At 64.4% G+C, this 15,486-nt stretch carries 15 protein-coding genes; 3 read left to right on the forward strand and 12 right to left on the reverse strand.

The window, feature by feature from the left end:
• Nucleotides 1–2: 2 nt before the first annotated feature.
• Nucleotides 3–788 (reverse strand): 2-keto-4-pentenoate hydratase, encoded by a 786-nt coding sequence (locus A5906_RS03935; protein WP_080133891.1) that lies wholly within the window; start codon nucleotides 786–788, stop codon nucleotides 3–5.
• Nucleotides 789–794: 6 nt separating this feature from the next.
• Nucleotides 795–1,364, reverse strand: a complete 570-nt coding sequence (locus A5906_RS03940; protein ID WP_080133892.1) for a L,D-transpeptidase family protein — start codon at nucleotides 1,362–1,364, stop codon at nucleotides 795–797.
• A 204-nt stretch (nucleotides 1,365–1,568) separates the two neighbouring features.
• On the opposite strand from A5906_RS03940, the gene A5906_RS03945 reads away from it, so the two are divergent.
• Nucleotides 1,569–2,255 (forward strand): response regulator transcription factor, encoded by a 687-nt coding sequence (locus tag A5906_RS03945; RefSeq protein ID WP_008142830.1) that lies wholly within the window; start codon nucleotides 1,569–1,571, stop codon nucleotides 2,253–2,255.
• Between the two features lie 58 nt (nucleotides 2,256–2,313).
• Nucleotides 2,314–2,757, forward strand: a complete 444-nt coding sequence (locus A5906_RS03950) for a Crp/Fnr family transcriptional regulator (protein WP_080133893.1) — start codon at nucleotides 2,314–2,316, stop codon at nucleotides 2,755–2,757.
• Between the two features lie 119 nt (nucleotides 2,758–2,876).
• On the opposite strand, the gene A5906_RS03955 is transcribed toward A5906_RS03950, so the two are convergent.
• The 10 genes from A5906_RS03955 to A5906_RS04000 all read right to left on the reverse strand — a co-directional run bounded on the left by A5906_RS03955 (nucleotide 2,877) and on the right by A5906_RS04000 (nucleotide 15,038).
• On the reverse strand, nucleotides 2,877–3,692 hold the full coding sequence (locus A5906_RS03955) for an exodeoxyribonuclease III (RefSeq protein ID WP_080133894.1): 816 nt from the start codon (nucleotides 3,690–3,692) through the stop codon (nucleotides 2,877–2,879).
• Nucleotides 3,693–3,915: 223 nt separating this feature from the next.
• On the reverse strand, nucleotides 3,916–4,686 hold the full coding sequence (locus A5906_RS03960) for an outer membrane lipoprotein carrier protein LolA (RefSeq protein WP_080133895.1): 771 nt from the start codon (nucleotides 4,684–4,686) through the stop codon (nucleotides 3,916–3,918).
• Between the two features lie 153 nt (nucleotides 4,687–4,839).
• Nucleotides 4,840–7,323 (reverse strand): DNA translocase FtsK, encoded by a 2,484-nt coding sequence (locus tag A5906_RS03965; RefSeq protein ID WP_080133896.1) that lies wholly within the window; start codon nucleotides 7,321–7,323, stop codon nucleotides 4,840–4,842.
• 9 nt (nucleotides 7,324–7,332) lie between these two features.
• Entirely contained in the window at nucleotides 7,333–8,547 is a 1,215-nt protein-coding gene (locus A5906_RS03970) for an aminotransferase class I/II-fold pyridoxal phosphate-dependent enzyme (RefSeq protein WP_080133897.1), read from the reverse strand.
• A gap of 303 nt (nucleotides 8,548–8,850) precedes the next feature.
• Complete coding sequence (locus tag A5906_RS03975) at nucleotides 8,851–9,255, reverse strand: GFA family protein (protein WP_080134065.1); 405 nt, start codon at nucleotides 9,253–9,255, stop codon at nucleotides 8,851–8,853.
• A gap of 111 nt (nucleotides 9,256–9,366) precedes the next feature.
• Complete coding sequence (locus A5906_RS03980) at nucleotides 9,367–10,965, reverse strand: caspase family protein (protein ID WP_080134066.1); 1,599 nt, start codon at nucleotides 10,963–10,965, stop codon at nucleotides 9,367–9,369.
• Between the two features lie 219 nt (nucleotides 10,966–11,184).
• Nucleotides 11,185–12,633: an ammonium transporter gene (locus tag A5906_RS03985; protein ID WP_080133898.1), complete on the reverse strand. Its 1,449-nt coding sequence runs from the start codon at nucleotides 12,631–12,633 to the stop codon at nucleotides 11,185–11,187.
• A gap of 37 nt (nucleotides 12,634–12,670) precedes the next feature.
• On the reverse strand, nucleotides 12,671–13,009 hold the full coding sequence (locus tag A5906_RS03990) for a P-II family nitrogen regulator (protein ID WP_008142813.1): 339 nt from the start codon (nucleotides 13,007–13,009) through the stop codon (nucleotides 12,671–12,673).
• A gap of 310 nt (nucleotides 13,010–13,319) precedes the next feature.
• Nucleotides 13,320–14,621, reverse strand: coding sequence for an ammonium transporter (locus tag A5906_RS03995; RefSeq protein ID WP_080133899.1), 1,302 nt, complete (start codon nucleotides 14,619–14,621; stop codon nucleotides 13,320–13,322).
• Between the two features lie 78 nt (nucleotides 14,622–14,699).
• Complete coding sequence (locus A5906_RS04000) at nucleotides 14,700–15,038, reverse strand: P-II family nitrogen regulator (protein ID WP_080133900.1); 339 nt, start codon at nucleotides 15,036–15,038, stop codon at nucleotides 14,700–14,702.
• A gap of 245 nt (nucleotides 15,039–15,283) precedes the next feature.
• Between A5906_RS04000 and A5906_RS43780 the strand changes: the two genes are divergently transcribed.
• Nucleotides 15,284–15,486 (forward strand): DUF4339 domain-containing protein (locus A5906_RS43780; RefSeq protein WP_245326576.1); only part of this gene is annotated, 203 nt, incomplete at its 3' end.

Below are 15,486 nucleotides of genomic sequence, written 5' to 3' on the forward strand. Positions count from 1 at the left end.
GCCTACGCAAACCCCACCGACACCTTGCCCAGGACGCCAAAATCCGCCGCGAAATGATCCGCCGCCTGGATCGGCAGCGGCGGATGACACGTGCCTGTCGTCACCACCTCCCCTGCCCGCAAGGTGAGGCCAAGCCCGCGCAGCTCGTTGGCGAGCCAGGCGAGCGCAACGCGGGGATCGCCGAGCACGTTCTTGCCGTGGCCGACATGGCGCTCACCGCGCAACGTGATCTGCGGCCGCTCCTCGACGAGATCCATCGCGCGCCAGTCCGCGGATGTTGCCGCGCCCAGCACGAACAGATGCGCGCAGGCATTGTCGGCGATCAGCTGCGCTTCACCGGCCGCGGCGAAATCGACAAAGCGCGAATCGGGAATCTCGATCGCGGGATGGAAGCTGCCAACGGCGGCCAGAACCTCGTCGACCGTGTATGGCACCGCGCGCGGCGGCAGATCGCGGCCCATGCGGAAGGCGAATTCCGGCTCGCCGACGCGCATCGCGTTGCCCTTCATCGACGCGGTGCCGCCATCGGCGATCACGGTGTCGCTCATGATGCGCCCGGCCAGCGGTCCCGTGACATTGATGTGCTTCTGTCCGGATACGCTCGTGGCCGCGATCTTCCAGCCGAACAATTGTCCACGCGACAGCGTTTCGAGGCCCGCCTGAACCGCATAACCCTCCGCGCGGCTCTGCGGCCGCAAGTTCGCCTCCAGCGCCTCGAGCTTGGTGCCGTCGCGCCAATGTTGAAAGAGAACGCGCGATGCGGCGGCGATCTGATCTTTCTCGAGCATGTGCCCTCACCCGATGATGATTCTTGTTCTTGGTCCCAGCCGCCGCAGCAATTGCAGCATCGCGGATTTGGTCATGGAGACGCAGCCTGCGGTCGGGCCGAAATTGTCGCGGGCCAGATGCAGGAACACGGCGCTGCCGCGGCCGGCGATGCGCGGCCGCGTGTTGTGGTCGATCTCGATGATGAAATCATAGAGATGATCGGCGCGCTTGAGCCGGTCACCGCCCTGCCCCTCGCCGAGCCGGATTCCCTGGTTGTAGTGACGATCCCGGGGATCCTCGCACCAGGCGTCCGCGCCGGTGATGATCCGCGCCGGCAGGAAAGTCTGCGGACGGCTGTGCCGGTCGCCGCGCCACCACAGGCGCCTGGGACGGAAACTGCCTCTCGGAGTACCGCCGTCGCCCTCGCGCTTGTTGGCGAGGATGCCGCCCCGCCCCAGCGCCACCGGTATCGTCAGCTGTCCGGCTGTCAGCCAGCCCCGGCGGGGATTGCCGGCAGCAGGCTTAACGCGGATCGCCGAGAGCGGTCCGGAGCTCCGATTTCTGGTGTAAGTAGCTGAAACGACGTTATTTTTCATGTGCACGTGCGATGTCGAATTCATTACAGGACATTCATCAAAGCGCCCTGCTATTCTGGGTTAGAGTGGTTCTGGCTTGAGAATCGGTAACAGCCCACTACTTCAACACGAACAACAATAATAACGGCGACCCCCTAAACTTCCCCTCGCGGCTGGGCGCGGCATGCATGCGCGCCGAGCCGGACTCCAAAAGGATGATACCCCATGGCCAATGCCCGCAAGATCCTGATCGTGGATGACGATACCGATCTGCGCGATACGTTGGTGGAGCAATTATCGCTGCACGAAGAATTCGAAGCCTCCGCTGTCGATACCGGCGCCAAGGGCGCGAGCGCCGCAAAGGCCAATTCCCCCGATCTCGTTCTGATGGATGTCGGCCTGCCCGACACCGATGGCCGCGAAGTTGTCCGCTCGCTGCGCAAGGGCGGCTTCAAGGCACCGATCATCATGCTGACCGGGCACGACACCGATTCCGATACGATTTTGGGCCTGGAATCCGGCGCCAACGACTATGTCGCAAAGCCGTTCCGCTTCGCCGTGCTGCTGGCTCGCATCCGCGCCCAGCTTCGCCAGCACGAGGCCAGCGAGGACGCGGTGTTCTCGGTCGGCCCCTACTCCTTCCGCCCAGGCTCGAAGATGCTGACCGCGGCCAATGCGCGCAAGGTGCGGCTCACCGAGAAGGAAACCGCGATCCTCCGCTTCCTCTACCGCGCCGGCCAGATGCCGGTGTCGCGCGAGACCCTGCTCCAGGAGGTCTGGGGCTACAATTCCGGTGTCACCACCCATACGCTGGAGACCCATATTTACCGCCTCCGCCAGAAGATCGAGAAGGACGCGGCCAACCCCGAGATCCTGGTCACGGAAGCCGGTGGCTACAAGCTGGTGCCGTGATACGCTTCAGGGGCGCGCGAATCGTTTTAGATGGCGTGCCTTTGAGCCTCGGACCTGAATGTCAATCGACGACGACGTAGCGCTTCTCGAGCGAGTCCCGACATTGCGCCTGTTGGGAGACGCCTCGTTGCGCATGCTGGCGATCGGCTCCGAGCAGCGAGACTTCGTCCGCGGCGACGTCCTGTTCAATCTCGGCGACGACGCCGATGCCGGCTTCGTGGTCCAGCGCGGCGCCTTTCGGGTCGAGGATGGCGCCGGCGCCGAGATGATCGCAGGACCCGGCGCGCTGATCGGCGAGCTCGCGCTGGTGGTGCCGATGAAGCGGCCGTCGAGCGCGATCGCGCTGGAGCATTCCTCCGTCATCCGCGTCGCGCGCAGCCTGTTCCAGCGCGTGCTGGAAAGCGATCCCGCCGCCGCGGTTCGCCTGCGTGACGAATTCGCGGTGCGCGCGAGCCAGATCGCCAGCGATATCCTGATGGCGGGCGCGAAGCTGACGTCGTAGCCGCGCGTCATTCCGGGGCGCGACGAAGTCGCGAGCCCGGAATCCATTCATCCACCGTCTGCGCCGTCCGATGGATTCCGGGCGCGCGCTGCGCGCGCCCCGGAATGACGATGGGGGGCTTATACCTCCAGCGTCACCGTGACAGGCACATGGTCCGACGGACGCTCCCAGCTCCGGGCATCGCGCAGAATCTTGAAATCGCTGACCGCGTCCTTCAGCGCGCGCGAAACCCAGATGTGGTCGAGCCGGCGCCCGCGGTCGCCGACGGTCCAGTCGGCGGAGCGGTAGCTCCACCACGTGTAGACTTTCTCCGACATCGGGATGCGATCGCGCGCGACGTCGACCCACTCGCCGGCTGCCAGGGCGGCCTTCAGTTTTTCGGTTTCGACAGGCGTGTGCGATACCACTTTCAAAAGCTGCTTGTGCGACCACACATCGTTCTCGTGCGGGGCGACGTTGAGATCGCCGACCAGGATGTGGCGATCTTGCCCACGCGGATGCAGCGGCTCGCACGCTGTCATCTCGTCGAGGAAGCGGAGCTTGTGGTCGAATTTCTCGTTCAGTGCGGGATCGGGAATGTCGCCGCCCGCAGGCACGTAGAAATTATGCAGCACCAGCGGTTGTGCGATGCCTGCCTTCTCGCCGAACGACACCGAGATGTGGCGCGAATCCACCTTGTCGCAGAAGGTGCGGATGTCCTTCGATTCGAACGGGACCTTCGAGACGATGGCGACGCCGTGATAACCCTTCTGCCCATTCAGCGCGACATACTCGTAGCCGAGCCGCTTGAAGCGTTTCAGCGGAAAGGCGTCGTCGATGCACTTGGTCTCCTGCAGACACAGCACCTCCGGCCGCGCGCTCTTGAGGAATTTCGCGACCAGGTCGATGCGCAGCCGCACCGAGTTGATGTTCCAGGTTGTCAGGGAAAAACGCATGGGAAATGCGTCTTAGCAAGCTCTCACAGGGTGGGCAAAGGCGCAAAGCGCCATGCCCACCGCCTTTTGGCTAAGAATGGCGGGACAAGCTTTCTCAGGCCCCGGGCGCAGCACAGCACGTCAGTGACGCGCTGCTGAACCGGGGCCATCTCGCGGCACACCGGGTCCCGGCTCCGCGCCGCACCGCCATGCGCTGCATCGCGTCCTGGGACACGAGTCCGGACTAGCCCGGCGACGGGCCGTAATTGGTGAAATCGATCTTGAACATGCTGGGATCGAGCTTCTTGCTCGAATCCAGATTGTAGACCGCGATGGTGGTGTCGTAGCCCTGCGGGTCGGTGACGGTCCACTGCTTGAGCTGGCCGTCCTTGGCGCCGAACATCAGCAGGAGGCGGCTGGTGCCGACGAGAGCCTGCTTCTCCTCGATGGTGACGCTGACGAAGACGTCGTCGGCCGAGACGTTGACGACATTGGTGTCCTTCATCAGGTCGATGCGATCGGACAACAGGAAGCGCAGCGGCGTCTGCGACAGCGGATAGACGTCCTGGGTCGCCAGCTTGCGGTCGCGCACGACCAGGGACGACCCGTCGGCGACGATGTCGATCGGGCTCGGGGCGTCATATTCGAAGCGTACCTTGCCGGGCTTCTGGATGTAGAAATCGCCCTGCGTCTTGCTGCCGTCGGGGCCGACCTGGACGAAATTCCCGACCAGGGTCTGGAGCGAGGACAGGTAGGCACTGACCTTGGCCGCCTGTGCCTTCTGGTTGGCATCGAAGGTCTGGAAGATGCTGCTCGGCACGTTGCGGCGCGGATCCGGGATGACCGGATTCGGCGGCGTTTGCGTCGCGCCGGTGACGGCCGGTCCGCCGGCGGAGGCGCCGCCGTCGCGCCCCTTCGGCGCGGGCTTCGGCACCGGCACGCTCTGTGCGAACACGGTCTGTGCGAACGAGGACGCAGTCACCATCGCGCCGGTGACGAGAAGCACGCTGGCCATGCGTGCGCCCCGCGCGGCAAAGGTGGCAGCGAATCGAATGTCCTTATGTCTGATCAACGCGTCGTCCTGTATGGCTGGGCGCCTTTTTAGCGTGATTTCGGGCAAAAGCAGATAACGATTTCGCGTGAAAATTATGATTTGAGGCGCCTCGCCTCACATATGGCTGTCTTCTTCCTCGACCAGAATCTCGCGCTTGCCGGCGTGGTTGGCGGGGCCGACGATGCCCTCCAGTTCCATCCGCTCCATCAGCGATGCGGCGCGGTTATAGCCGATTTGCAGCCGGCGCTGGATGTAGCTGGTCGAGGCCTTGCGGTCGCGTTTGACGATCGCGACAGCCTGCTGGAAGAGGTCGCCGCCGCCATCCGCGCCCATGCCGCTGGCGTCGAACACGGCGCCGCCGTCCTCGTCCTCGGTCGGCTCTTCGGCGGTAACAGCTTCGAGATATTCCGGCTGGCCCTGCGTCTTGAGGTGACGCACCACCTTCTCGACTTCCTCGTCCGACGCGAACGGTCCGTGCACGCGGCTGATGCGGCCGCCGCCTGCCATGTAGAGCATGTCGCCCTGGCCGAGCAACTGCTCGGCGCCCATCTCGCCCAGAATGGTGCGGCTGTCGATCTTGGACGTGACCTGGAAGGCGATGCGGGTTGGGAAGTTGGCCTTGATGGTGCCGGTGATGACGTCCACCGACGGGCGCTGCGTCGCCAGAATCACATGCAGGCCGGCGGCGCGGGCCATCTGCGCCAGGCGCTGCACCGCGCCCTCGATGTCCTTGCCGGCGACCATCATCAGGTCGGCCATTTCGTCGACGATGATGACGATGTAGGGCAGCGGATCGAGCGAGAGCTTCTCTTCCTCGTAGATCGCCTTGCCGGTCTCCTTGTCGAAGCCGGTATGCACCGTGCGCGTCGGCTCTTCGCCCTTGGCCTTCAGTTCGAGCAGGCGCGTGTTGTAGCCGTCGATGTTGCGCACACCGAGCTTGGCCATGTTCTTGTAGCGCTCTTCCATCTCGCGCACGGCCCATTTCAGCGCGACCACCGCCTTCTTCGGGTCGGTCACGACGGGTGTGAGCAGATGGGGAATGCCGTCATAGACGGAGAGTTCGAGCATCTTCGGATCGACCATGATCAGCCGGCACTGATCGGGGCGAAGCCGATAGACCAGGCTGAGGATCATGGTGTTGATGGCGACCGACTTGCCGGAGCCGGTGGTGCCGGCGATCAGCATGTGCGGCGTGCGCGCGAGGTCGATGATGACGGGATCGCCGCCGATGGTCTTGCCGAGGCACAGCGGCAGCTTCGCGACCGTGTCGGTTGCTTCCTTCGCCACAAGCAATTCGCGCAGGTAAACCTTTTCGCGATGCGCGTTCGGCAATTCGATGCCGATCGCGTTGCGGCCCGGCACGACGGCGACACGCGCCGACAGCGCGCTCATCGAGCGGGCGATGTCGTCGGCAAGGCCGATCACGCGCGAGGATTTGATGCCGGGCGCCGGCTCCAATTCGTACAGCGTGACCACGGGACCCGGATTGGCCTTCACGATCTCGCCGCGCACGCCGAAATCCTGCAGCACGCCCTCGAGCGAACGGGAATTGGTCTCAAGCTCCGCCTTGCTGAGCGGCTGGCGGTCGCCGGCCTTCGGCGCGGCCAGCATGGAGACGGAGGGAAGGTCGAACTTGTCGGAGGACTTTTTGGAAGCGGCCTTCGGCACAGCCTTCTTCTTCGGGGCGCGCGCGGCCGGCTCCTCCTCTTCCTCCTCCTCGTCTTCAACTTCCTCTTCGTGCTCGTCCTCGTAGTCCTCGTCCTCGGACTGCGGCGAGATCGACGGTGCAGCGCGGCCGCCGCCGAGATTGGGCTCCTGGCGGCTGAACACGACGGCCTTGGGCTTCGGTCCGCTCGAGACCAGCGAGCGGTAGGCCGCGCCAAGCAGCCAGATCAGCCGCGCCTTCGTGCTCATCAGCGCATGGAACAGCCAGCCCAGCGACACCGAGCCGCGATCGCTCTCCTCGTCCTCATCGAGCGGCTTGTCGTCATCCTCGATCTCGGCGAGCTCCTCGTCGGGCTCGCGTGCGCCGAGGCCGCAGGCGATCAGGAAGGTCGCCGCCATCGCGCCGAACAGGATGGTGCCCAGCACGATGCGATAGATCGTGCCGGGCGGTCCGAAAATCACCGCGGGCGCGCGTACCAGCGCGTCACCAACCACGCCGCCGAGCCCGGTCGGCAGCGGCCAGGCGCCGCCATGCGGCCAACAGCTGACGAAGCCCGCCGCGATGACGGTGCAGAGGATCCAGGAGCCAAGCCGGAGCGCTTCGCGATCGAACGGACGATGCGTCATCATCCGCCAGCCCCAGACCGCCACCGTCAGCGCCAGCATGATCGCGCCGAGCCCGAGGATCTGCATCGCAAGGTCGGCGCCGATCGCGCCGGCATAGCCGAGGATATTGCGGATCGGCCGCGAGGTCGCGTGGCTGAGGCTGGGGTCCTGGACCGACCAGGTCATCATCGCCGCCGAGGCGACGCCCGACAATGCGATCAGGCCGAAACCGGTGAGTTCGCGCATGCGCCGCGCCAGCCCCTCGCGGATCGAGGGCGGCAGATGGCCGACCAGTGGAATGACACGTTCGATTGCCGACATGCTCACGGGCCCCGCCTAACCCAGAGTCTCGACCAGACGGTGCAGCGCCTGTGCCGTCGTTTCGCCATCCTGCACCAGCGCGAGTCGGATGTAGCCTGCGCCTGGATTGAATCCGTCAGGCTGCTGTCGCGCCAAAAAGCTGCCGGGCACCACGCGCACGCCGGCTTCTTTGAAAAGCCTGAGCGTCACCGACACGTCGTCGCCGATCTCCGACGTGTTGAGCCAGACGCAGAATCCGCCATCGGGCCGGCGATAGCCGTACCGGTTGCCGATGATCTGGTCGGCGAGATCGAACTTGATCCGGTAGAGCCTGCGGTTCTCCTCGACATGCGTCTCGTCGCCATAGGCAACGGTTGCGACATGCTGGAGCGGCACCGGCACCTGGGGCGCAGCGATGTTGCGCAGCTCGAGGAACATGCCGATGAGCTTCTTGTCGCCGGCGGCAAAGCCGACGCGCAGGCCCGGCAGGTTGGAGCGTTTCGACAGCGACTGGAACGCAACCACGCGGGTGAAGTCGGGTCCGGCGCATTCCAGCGCGCTACCCGGGGCCTCGCGGGTGTAGATCTCGGAATAGCACTCGTCGCTGAGGATCACGAAGCCGTAGCGGTCGGCGAGCTGCTTCAAGCGCCGGAAATAGTCGGGCCTCGCGACCGAGCCCTGCGGATTGGCGGGCGAGGCCAGATAGAACGCCACCGTGCGCGCCAGCGTCGCCTCGTCGATGGCATCGAGATCGGGCAGGAAGCCGTTTTCGACGGTGGTCGGCAGATAGACCGGCTCGCAGGCGGCGGCGCGGGCGCCGGCGCCGTAGACCGGATAGAACGGGTTCGGCATCAGGATGGCGGGCTTGCCCGGGCGCGGGCCGACATAGCGCGCGGCCGCGATCGCGGCAAGGAACAGCCCCTCGCGGCTGCCATTGAGGACGAGAATCTCGGTCTTGGGGTCGAGCGGCCGCGCCAGGTTGAAGCGCGACGACAGCCAGGCACCGGCCGCGTTGCGGAACGGGTCGGTGCCCTGATTCATCGGGTAGCGGCCGAAATCGGCGATGTGCTTGGCCAGCACCGGGCCGACGAAATCGGGCACGGGATGCTGGGGCTCGCCGACCGCGAGCGAAATCAAGGGCTTGCCGGGCTGATGCGGCGCCAGCAGCTCGTTCAGCCGAACGAAGGGCGAGCGCGCGGAATCGGAGCTTCCACTGGCCTGCGGCGCACGGGATGAAGCGGTCATAGCCATTCTGGACGCCAGCACTCTTGGAACAGCCGGTCGCACCAAGGCGCCGGCGGGAAGCGGTTCAGTTCACCATAGATAGGGCGAGGTTAAGACGCGATTAACCATCGGCCGCCGCTCTCGTCCAGAGCGGGAATAATGGGCCCGGATAACAACGGGATGCATGGCGGTTCTCACCTCTCCGGCTTGCGGGAGAGGTTTGTCGCGCGAAGCGCGGCGGTGAGGGTTCTCTTCTCTTGGGGCTCTCGATGGCGCCCCCACCCCAGCCCTTCCCACAAGCGGGAGAGGGAGCCCACCGTCATTGCGGCTTCAGTGCCCGGGCAGCTTCTCGAACGTCTTCATGCCCGCGGGGATCGCGTGGAACTCCTGCATGTCGCAGGTGTAGATCGCCATCTGCGGATGGAATTGCTTCGGGTCGTCCAGGGTGCCGACCTTGAGGATCGCGGCCGGCAGCCCCGGAACCTTGGTCACCAGGTGCGTGCCGCATTCGGCGCAGAACTCGCGTGTCACCGCGCGTTCGAGATCCTTGCGCATGAATTGCTTGGGCTGGCCCTTGATGTAGGAGAAGCCGGCCGCCGGCATCGCGATGAAGGTGTTGGGCGCGCCGCCCGAGATGTACTGGCACTCGCGGCAATGACACTGCGCCTGCATCATCGGGTCGCCCTCGGCCACATAGCGCACTTCGCCGCAATAGCATCCGCCTTCCAAACGCATGACGACCTCCCGTTTGTTGTTCTTGAGGTCGATATTTCTGCGCGGGCGGTTCGGAATGGCAATCTTTTTCTTCGCGGTGGCCAAAACGTCTCGCCGCAAAGCCCCCGGCACTCACCGCTTGGCGAGTCCGCAACCACTGAACCCTCGGCCATGCCAGCATCCGCTGCTCATGCACTCGGCTTCCAGACGAGGGCAGACCGTTGAGGCGCAATTTGCATTGCCGGTGAACCCCGCGCAGGCCGCGGCGCACCTGCCGCGCATCGTCGAGCAGGTCAGTCCTCCGGTCTGCCGCGCCTTGCCGTCTCCCCGTTGTTCGGGCGGGATCACTGCGGTCTTGTCGTCGTGCCGGTTGGTCCGCTTTGCATCGATCTCGGCCGGGTTCGCACCCGGGCTTTGCGGTACCAGTTTTGTCAATTCCATTTGGCACGGCCGCGATGTCTCGGTGCGAACGCCGGATCCGCTCGCGTCTTTCAGCGCAAGGACGATCTTGTACTGATACGGAGAGCCGGCGGGCCGCCGCAGCGGATCATTCTCGGGTAACAGACCTCTCACCCTAATGCTGGCGCTGCCATCGGCCTCGATCTTTCCGTCATAAATAGACGAACCCGGCTTGCCGTCGTCGCCAAAGGCCGCGTGAAGCACCCCGTTCTTTATCCGTAGGGCATGTTGATAATAGGACTCCGGGAAGGGACCTTCGGCCTGACAGCGTTCCCGTCCTATCCAGGTTCCGTCGAAAGCACTGATTTGTTTCGCTTCATCGGCAGATTTTGCCAGGGCCGCAATACGGGATCGGGCAAGGTCCGCGAATGCACAGGCCGGAAAGCGCACGAGATGATCCTTGAAGGCTGCCAACGTGCCAAGCGCCTCCGTGCTGCGCCAATGATCTCCGGCATCCGCGCAAGGATCGGCCTGAGGCGCTGTTGCTGGCGATAAAGCCGCCATCTCGGGTTTGCCGTTGAGATAGTACTCGCCGAAGAACGACAACGAGAGCTCGGGCACCTGCGTGCCCTTGGTGCGCTGGTACACGCCCGCGCTGATGGTCTGAAACACCGAATTGACATTGCCGGGATCGCGTATGTGCTCCAAGAACGAACTCGTATAGGGGCTGTTGCGGCCGTCGCCGTCGTCTGCCGTTCGACCCGCCTGGGTCGCGTAAGAGATGATCGTGCCATCCGGGCTTTCCATCTTCGCCAGCCCGCGGGATACCGTCACGCTCCGCCCCTGCCCCACGTTTCTCCGCAGTTCTTCAGCAAATGGATTGTCGCGGCAGGCATCGAGCACCAGTATCCGGAGATTCTTGGCTTGTTGCAGGTCCGCCAGAATCTCGTCGGCCCGCACCAGGCGCCGCAGATCGACCTCGTCGCGCACGACCGCATCGACCGGCACCAGATAGTTGACACCGGCGAATTGAAGCGCGTGCCCGCTGTAATAGAACAAGGCGACGTCGGCGCCGCGCGCTTCCCGCGCAAAACGCAGAACTGCCTCCTGCATCGCGGATTGGTCGAGATCGGTTGCGACGATGGGATCAAACCCGGATCGTTTCAGCACCGCACCGACGTCGGCCGCGTCATTGGTTGGATTGGAAAGCGCGGGAACGTTCCGGTAGGCGCCGTTTCCGATCACCAATGCGACGCGTTTGTCTGCATGAGCGTTGAGGCTCGAGAAACCAAGCAGCAGAAAGCACAGAGTCAAGTATTGCGACAGCCGCATGAATTCAACTCCCAGCCTGCGCATGATATTCGCGAGGCTCGGGACATTGCAATTTAACTTAGGACGGTGTCTCAGCCACTGCGATGCAGTCCGGCAACCCAAAAAGAAAGGGGCTCCAACTTGCGCTGGAGCCCCTCAACGGTCGGGGCATTGCCGGGTATGTGCCCAAACCGTAGTTGTGGACGCGATCTCCGGAGAGACCGCGTCCGGGAGGAGAGGTTACATGTTGTAGGCGCGCTCGGTGTGCTCGGTGATGTCGAGGCCTTCACGCTCGCTCTCGACATTGGCGCGGAGGCCAACGATCACATCGACGACCTTGTAGAGGATCGCCGAACCGATGCCCGACCACACCAGCGTGGTGCAGACGCCCCAGAGCTGGGAGATCATCTGCGCCGCGAAGTCGTAATCGGCAACCTTCGGCGGGATGGCGGTGTAGTCGATGATGCCCGCACCACCGAGCGCCGGGTTGACGAGGATGCCGGTGCCGAGGGCGCCGACGATGCCGCCGATGCAGTGCACGCCGAACACGTCGAGCGAGTCGTCGTAGCCGAGCGCGTTCTTCACGACGGTGCAGAAGAACAGGCAGACCACGCCGACGACCAGGCCGAGGACGATCGCACCCATCACACCGGCGAAGCCGGCGGCGGGCGTGACGGCCACGAGGCCCGCGACAGCGCCGGAGATGACGCCGAGCACCGACGGATGACCCTTCACGATCCACTCCGCGAACATCCACGACAGCGCGGCGGCTGCGGTGGCGACGAAGGAGTTGGTCATGGCGAGCGCAGCGCCGCCGTTGGCTTCGAGGTTGGAGCCGGCGTTGAAGCCGAACCAGCCGACCCAGAGCAGCGAGGCGCCGATCATCGACATGGTCAGCGAGTGCGGAGCCATCAACTCCTTGCCGTAGCCGACGCGCTTGCCGATAAGGAGGGCGCCGACGAGGCCTGCGATGCCGGCGTTGATGTGCACCACGGTGCCGCCCGCGAAGTCGATCGCGCCCTTCTTGAAGATCCAGCCGGCGTCGGCGTTGATCTCGTCGAGCTTGGCCTGCGCCGCGGTCTTCGCCGCCGCATCACCCGCCGCAGCCAGAGCCTTGGCAGCGTCCTGGATCGCGTCCGGGCCCGGCCAGTACCAGACCATGTGCGCGATCGGGAAGTAGATCAGCGTGACCCAGAGCGGGATGAACAGCGCGATCGCCGCGAACTTCATGCGTTCGGCGAAGGCGCCGACGATGAGGGCGGGCGTGATCGCCGCGAAGGTCATCTGGAAGCACATATAGATGAGCTCCGAGATGTTGGCATCGACCGAGAAGGTCGCGGCCTTCGAATCGGTGGTGACGCCCATCATGAAGGCCTTGGAGAAGCCGCCGATGAAGTCGGAACCGCCGGTGAAGGCGAGGCTGTAGCCGTACACGGCCCAGATCACGGTGACGACGCAGACGGTGTAGAACACCTGCATCAGAACGGAGAGCATGTTCTTGGAACGGACGAGGCCGCCGTAGAACAGCGCGAGGCCGGGGATCGTCATCAACAGCACGAGCACTGTCGATGTCAGCATCCAGGCGTTGTCTCCCTTGTTGACCGTTGGCTCGGCGTAGGCTGCGGTCGCAGCGAACAGGCCGACTGCGAGAGCCGCCAATCCCGCGCCATAGGGACGCTTGAACGTCATATTGTTTACTCCTGATTGGATAAGGTTGAGCGCGAAATCAGAGGGCCGCGGCATCGGCCTCGCCGGTGCGGATGCGAACCGCATGGTCGAGATTGATGACGAAGATCTTGCCGTCGCCGATCTGTCCGGTTTTCGCAGCGGACGTGATGGCGTCGATGGTCTTGTCGACCTGGTCGGAGGCGACAGCGACCTCGATCTTGATCTTGGGCAGGAAGCTCACGGCATATTCGGCGCCGCGATAGATTTCCGTATGGCCCTTCTGGCGGCCATACCCTTTGACTTCCGTCACTGTGAGACCATGAACGCCGATGGCGGTCAGGGCGTCACGGACTTCTTCCAGCTTGAATGGCTTGATAATCGCCATAACAATTTTCATGGGTCCTATCCCCGCTTGGGCCCGGTCCGGACGTGGCCGGGCGTTTCTCGACTGGTTCGCCACGAGGGAGAAGTTTCACTACGCGGGCACAGCCGGACCCCTAGAATCAAATGCCGTGCCAGATCGGGCGTATTGCCTAACGGACTATGAAAACGGGTGTTTTCGCGCCTGGTGCGTATTGCGATGCGGTGCGCTATTACGTCGCGCTCAAAAGCTGGTCATGCATGCTCAATAAGCAGGCACGACAGGCTGCCGACACAATGTTGCTCACGTGTCGGGCAGCAGGACGGTATTAAAGTAGTGCGGACGCTTATTGCAGGGCTTCGCCGTGCTGAGAAATATCCAATCCCTCGAGCTCGTGCTCACGGGATACGCGCAGGGGCACAAACAGGCCGACCAGCTTGAGCAGGATGAAGCTCACGCCAGCCGCCCAGACGAAGGTGACCGCGACGCCGTAGAGCTGGATCAGAAGCTGCTGCGGATGGCCTTCGATCAGGCCGGCGGTGCCGCCGATCGCGCTGGTTGCGAACACGCCTGCGAGCAGGGTGCCGGTCAGGCCGCCGATGCCGTGGACGCCGAACACGTCGAGCGAATCGTCGTAGTTGAAGCGGTGTTTCAGCCAAGTGCAGGCCCAGTAGCAGATGGCTCCGGCGGCGATGCCGATGACGATGCCGTGCCAGGGCGCAACGAACCCGGAGGCCGGCGTGATGGTGCCGAGGCCGGCGACCGCGCCGGAGATCATGCCGAGCACGGAGGGTTTGCGCCGCGTCGACCATTCGATCGCGCCCCAGGTCAATGCGCCGGAGCAGGCGGCCAGATGCGTGGCGATGATCGCCATCACCGCACGCGAATTGGCCGCACCCGCCGAGCCGCCGTTGAAGCCGAACCAGCCGACCCACAAAAGGCCCGTGCCCATCACTGCCAGCGAGAGATCGAACGGCGAGAGATTTTCGGTGCCGTAGCCATGGCGGCGTCCCATCACCTTGGCGGCGACGAGGCCGGCGGTGCCGGCCGACAGGTGCACGACGAGGCCGCCGGCGAAATCCAGCACGCCCATGCTGTTGAGGAAGCCGCCGCCCCACACCCAATGCGCCAGCGGAATATAGACGAAGATGAACCAGGCCACGGAGAACAGGAGATAGGCGGAGAACCGCATGCGGTCGGCGACGGAGCCGGCGACCAGCGCCACCGTGATGATCGCGAACGTCATCTGGTACAGCATGAACAGCGCTTCCGGGATCGTCTTCGCCGCCGGGTTGACGCTGTCGAGCGTCATGCCTGCGAGGAACCAGCGGTCGAGCGTGCCGATCCACGGGCCGTCGCCGACGAAGCAGAGCGAGTAGCCGAATGCGACCCAGAGAATCGAGATGATCGTCACCGCCGCAAGGCTCTGCGCCATGGTCGCCAGCACGTTCTTCTTGCGCACCATGCCGGAATAGAACAGTGCCAGACCGGGGATCGTCATCATCAGCACCAGCGCGGTGGCGACGATCATCCAGGCGGTGTCGGCGGTGTTGATCTCCGAGCCTGCGGCGTGCGCCGGCGCGGCCATGACCAATGAAAGTCCGATCGGCGCAGCCCAAGCGGCTGCGCGGCGCAACGATCCCGCCATGTCATTTCCCCCAGCATAGAAATTGCGTCGCACGCTGTGGCGTCGTTGCCCGGTGCAATCGAAGCAGTCGTTCTTGATTCAGAGCGCGTCGCTGTCGGTTTCGCCCGTGCGGATGCGCAGCGCGTGGTCGATCGGCGTGACGAAGATCTTGCCGTCGCCGATCTGGCCGGTGCGGGCGGTCGCGGTGATGACGGCGACCGCCTTGTCGGCGACCTCGGAGGCGACCGCGATCTCGATGCGCAGCTTGGGCAGGAAGTTCACGACATATTCGGCGCCGCGATAGATCTCGGTGTGGCCCTTCTGGCGGCCATAGCCCTTCACCTCGGTCACGGTCATGCCGTGGACGCCGATCGCCGTCAGGGCCTGGCGGACCTCATCGAGCTTGAAGGGTTTGATGATCGCGACGACAAGTTTCATGGTCAGGCCTGTTCCCCGGGATGCGCCGCGCCGTATGTCCCCGGCGCCGCGTCAATCTGGCATCTTTCCGGGCAAATGGCACAAAAAAGTTGCAGATTGAAGCGGAAAAACGTCTGGCCAAGGGAGGTCATGTGAATGGCCGCCTCTGTACAGGGCAACAGTTCATCCTCCACAATGCATTTTTGGCATGGATGCGGTGAACCCGCGCCGGCCGAGCGGTACATAAGTATTTTGGGGGACGGTTCATGGCGAGTTGGTTCTACGCATCCGAGGGCAAGCAGCAGGGGCCCTTTCCGGAAGGGCAATTCCGCGACCTGATCGCCCAGGGCGTCGTGCGCCCGGACACGCTGGTGTGGTCCGAGGGCATGGCCGGCTGGCAGAAGGCCGCCGAGATTCCCGGCCTGCTCGGCGGCGGTGCACCTCCGATGATCCCGGCCGGCGGCCCGCC

The organism is Bradyrhizobium sacchari (assembly GCF_002068095.1).
Lineage (GTDB): Bacteria > Pseudomonadota > Alphaproteobacteria > Rhizobiales > Xanthobacteraceae > Bradyrhizobium > Bradyrhizobium sacchari.

Bases quoted from the DNA above. Each gene is read 5' to 3' on its own strand.
- A5906_RS03935 (WP_080133891.1), bottom strand. From the start codon at position 788: ATGCTCGAGAAAGATCAGATCGCCGCCGCATCGCGCGTTCTCTTTCAA.
- A5906_RS03940 (WP_080133892.1), bottom strand. From the start codon at position 1,364: ATGAAAAATAACGTCGTTTCAGCTACTTACACCAGAAATCGGAGCTCC.
- A5906_RS03945 (WP_008142830.1), top strand. From the start codon at position 1,569: ATGGCCAATGCCCGCAAGATCCTGATCGTGGATGACGATACCGATCTG.
- A5906_RS03950 (WP_080133893.1), top strand. From the start codon at position 2,314: ATGTCAATCGACGACGACGTAGCGCTTCTCGAGCGAGTCCCGACATTG.
- A5906_RS03955 (WP_080133894.1), bottom strand. From the start codon at position 3,692: ATGCGTTTTTCCCTGACAACCTGGAACATCAACTCGGTGCGGCTGCGC.
- A5906_RS03960 (WP_080133895.1), bottom strand. From the start codon at position 4,686: ATGGCCAGCGTGCTTCTCGTCACCGGCGCGATGGTGACTGCGTCCTCG.
- A5906_RS03970 (WP_080133897.1), bottom strand. From the start codon at position 8,547: ATGGCTATGACCGCTTCATCCCGTGCGCCGCAGGCCAGTGGAAGCTCC.
- A5906_RS03975 (WP_080134065.1), bottom strand. From the start codon at position 9,255: ATGCGTTTGGAAGGCGGATGCTATTGCGGCGAAGTGCGCTATGTGGCC.
- A5906_RS03980 (WP_080134066.1), bottom strand. From the start codon at position 10,965: ATGCGGCTGTCGCAATACTTGACTCTGTGCTTTCTGCTGCTTGGTTTC.
- A5906_RS03985 (WP_080133898.1), bottom strand. From the start codon at position 12,633: ATGACGTTCAAGCGTCCCTATGGCGCGGGATTGGCGGCTCTCGCAGTC.
- A5906_RS03990 (WP_008142813.1), bottom strand. From the start codon at position 13,009: ATGAAAATTGTTATGGCGATTATCAAGCCATTCAAGCTGGAAGAAGTC.
- A5906_RS03995 (WP_080133899.1), bottom strand. From the start codon at position 14,621: ATGGCGGGATCGTTGCGCCGCGCAGCCGCTTGGGCTGCGCCGATCGGA.
- A5906_RS04000 (WP_080133900.1), bottom strand. From the start codon at position 15,038: ATGAAACTTGTCGTCGCGATCATCAAACCCTTCAAGCTCGATGAGGTC.